Origin of the sequence: Streptomyces calidiresistens (genome assembly GCF_014141525.1) — a bacterium.
In the GTDB taxonomy this organism is placed as follows: domain Bacteria; phylum Actinomycetota; class Actinomycetes; order Streptomycetales; family Streptomycetaceae; genus Streptomyces; species Streptomyces calidiresistens.
On sequence record NZ_VKHS01000636.1, the window covers coordinates 1 to 3,278 of the forward strand.

Consider the following 3,278-nt stretch of genomic DNA (forward strand, 5'->3'; position numbering starts at 1 on the left):
AGGTATCCCGGACGTCTGCGACCCACCACCCGCCAGGCCCATCAGGCCACCGTCGCCTGCGCCGTGGCCCTGGCCGCGGGGATCCCCCTCTCCCCGGAGCGCTGGTACTGGGCGGTGGGCGCGGCCTGGTGGATCTTCGTCAACACGGCCTCCCGGGGCGAGACCCTGGTGCGCGGTTTCCGACGGGTCCTGGGCACCGTCCTCGGCGTGGTGGCGGGCGTTCTCCTGGCCCTCCCGCTCGACGGCGCCCCCTGGCCGACGGCGCTGCTCGCGGCCGTCTGCGTCTTCGGCATCTTCTACGCCGCGCCGGTCTCCTACTCCTGGATGATGTTCGCGGTCACCGTCCTGGTGGGGTTGCTCTACGGTCTCCTCGGCGAACTCAGCGCCGGCCTGCTGGCGATGCGCCTGCTGGAGACCGGGGTGGGCGCGCTGGCCGCCGCCCTCGCGGTGGCCCTGGTGCTGCCGGTCACCACCCACGCGGCCACCCACGGCTGGATCCTGCTGGCGCTGGAGGCCGTGCACGGCGCGGCCCGCGAGGCCACCCGCCGGCTGGCCGGTGACCCCGGTGCCGATCCCGCCCGCCGGGTCGCCGAACTGGAGCCCCTCCTCGACCGGGCCCGTCTCTCACTGGCCCCGCTCCTGCACCCGCTCAACCCGCTGCGGGCCCGACGTGCCCGGGCCCGTGAGGTGACGACCCTGCTCGACGAGTGCGCCGAGCGGGTCCGTGCCCTGACCCGACTGGCCGCCGCACCGGGAAGCGCGGCCGACGCCCGGCTCGTGGAGGCCTGCGATCGGGTGGCGGAGGCCATGCGCACCGTGCCGGTCCCGCCGCCCGCGGGGCCGGCACGGCAGCCCCGGGCCCGGCGCGCGCCCGACGGGGGGACGGGGGCGGGGGACCGCCGCGACCATCACCCGGCCCTGACCCACCTGCACGGTCTGGAGGCCACCGTGCGCCGGCTCGCCGAACCGCTCCGGGCCTCTCCGCGCACCCCGCTGGGCACGGCCTGACCGACCTCGGCCGCCCTCCCGCCCGGGGCCGGGGCGCCCTGCCCGGACCCGGGCGGGTGCCGGTCGACCGGGGCGTCGCCCGCCCCCACGCGGCGGGCGGCCTCTCCGTCCGCCGGCCACCGAACGCGCGGGGCCCGGTGGGCAACGGCCGTGACCGTCGCCCACCGGGCCCCCTCGAGGCGGGTCAGCGGACGGATGCCGCCTGCTGCGGGTTCGGGTTCAGGCCGATCTTCCCCGCGTAGGCCGAGAGCACCAGCTTGCCGATGGCAGGGTAGGAGCCCAGCGGTTCGGAGGCGGAGCATCCCGCCTCCTCGGCGGCGGCGGCCAGCAGCCCGTCGGGGACCTCCGGGCCGATCAGGCAGGGGGCCAGGGCCAACTGGCGCGACCCCGACTCCAGCAGCTGCCGGGCGGTGGCCGCTATGGCGCCGTCGCTGTCCACCGCGGTGGCCAGCACCGGCACGGCCAGACGCGCGGAGAGCAGCATGCCGGTGATGCCGGCGGCCTGCACGGCCTCGTCCCCGCCCACGGTGGCGAGGATGATGCCGTCGGCGGCCGTGGCGACGGTGAACAGCCGCGCCCGGTCGGCGCGGGCCAGGCCCGCCTCGGACAGGCGCACGTGCACGGCCTCGGCCAGCAGCGGGTGCGGCCCGAGGACATCGGTCAGCTCGGCGCCCGACCCGCTGCCGACCACGGCCTGTCGGATCAGGCGCAGCTGCGCGCTGTCCGGGCCGGCCAGCAGCGGCACCACCACGGCCGGGGGCGCCTCGTCACCGGACTCCGGGCGCTCGGCCGCGACCCGGCTCAGCACCTCCCGCAGACCGGGGAACTCGTCACCCTCGCCCTCCGCGAAACCGATGCGGGCGTTCAGCCCGGGAAGGTCGGCGCGGGCGATGCTGACCACTTCCTCGGCGAGGGAACGACTCGCCGGGGACGGGGTACCGGGTACCGCCAGGACCAGGACCGGCGCCCCTTCCGGGGCGCTCACCGGCTCGGGGCGGCGGTGACGTCCCGGCTGGCGCGGTCGCGGCATTCGTACGGGCAGGCCCGACGCCGGCCCAGTGGGGGTGCTCATATCGCCGCATGTTAATGCCCGGGCGCGCGCTCTGTTCGACCGGGTCGGCTCCCTCTTGCGCTCCACCGCCCCTTGGTGGGGGAATGTGGTGATTCGTGAATCCGTCGCGCGGGAGAGGGCGTTCCGACCCCTCCGGGGCCGACCCGGGAGGGTCCCGACCCTCCCGTCCCTCCGGGGTTCTCAGCGGTCACCGGGAGGGGCCGGTGGGAGGATTCGCGTCTCCAACAGGCCCGCGGCCCCGGGCAGGACGGGGCCGCCCGCCGCCGCGCGGTCGGCCAACAGCAGCGCGCCGTCCAGGGGATCCCCCGCCGGGGGCACCTCCCGCACCCCCGGCAACCGGCGCGCGAGTTCCTCCCGCAACGGCCCGGTGAGCGTGCTTCCCAAGCGGGGCAGACCGCCCGTCAGGGCCAGCACGGGCGCGGGGGCCCCGGTGGTGCCGCCGTCGCGGTGCCGGAGCGATTCCGGCAGGGCCGCCGCGGCGGTGGCGGCGATTTCCCGTGCCGCCTCGCCCATGATCCCCCGGGCCCGCGGGTCGGGGATCGGCCCGGCCGCACAGCGGGCGACGGCGGGGGCGAAGGAGGCGAGCACGGCGGCGCGATCCGGGCGCGGGTAGAGCCGGGCGGGGAGGTCACCGGCCGGTCCGAACAGTTCCTCGGCCTCGCGCAGCAACTCCGCGGAACCGCCGGGACGACCGTCGCGGGCGCGCAGCGCGGCCTCCAGTCCGGCGCGGCCGATCCAGGCGCCGCTTCCGCAGTCGCCGAGCAGGTGCCCCCACCCGTCGGCCCGACGCCATTCGCGCAGATCCGTGCCCAGGGCGATCATGCCGGTGCCCGCGGCGACCACCACTCCGGGCCGCTCGCCCAGCGCGCCCGCGTAGCCGGTGACGGCGTCGGCGGCCAGTACCCAGCGCGCCCCGGGGGCCGGGCCCCCACCGGCGGCGGGACCGACCCCCACCAGCCGGGGCAGGTCACGGCGCAGGGCGGCGCCGAGCGTCGCGAATCCCGCGGCCCCCACGCAGACGGCCGCCGGAACCGCGTCGCGGGGAGCCCCCGCCCGGGCCAGCAGGTCCCGCCCGGCGGAGACCACCCGGGACACGAGCTCCGCGGCCCCGATGCCCTCCCCGTCGATGCGCACGGGCGGGCCGGTGACCGGTTCGCCCACCCGGATCGGTGGTTCCCCGGCGTCCGTTCCCCTCCCG

General features: G+C 78.0%; 3 protein-coding genes. 1 reads left to right on the top strand and 2 read right to left on the bottom strand.

All coding sequences use genetic code 11. The annotated features are described in order from the left end of the window. Positions 1-1,008: FUSC family protein (locus FOE67_RS20760; protein WP_182666355.1), on the top strand; the 1,008-nt coding region annotated here is incomplete at its 5' end. Positions 1,009-1,192: 184 nt separating this feature from the next. Here the strand turns inward: FOE67_RS20760 and FOE67_RS20765 are convergent. Both FOE67_RS20765 and FOE67_RS20770 read right to left on the bottom strand, forming a co-directional pair. Further along, on the bottom strand, positions 1,193-2,080 hold the full coding sequence (locus tag FOE67_RS20765; protein WP_182666356.1) for a sirohydrochlorin chelatase: 888 nt from the start codon (positions 2,078-2,080) through the stop codon (positions 1,193-1,195). Between the two features lie 180 nt (positions 2,081-2,260). Then, positions 2,261-3,278 (bottom strand): BadF/BadG/BcrA/BcrD ATPase family protein (locus tag FOE67_RS20770; RefSeq protein ID WP_182666357.1); only part of this gene is annotated, 1,018 nt, incomplete at its 5' end.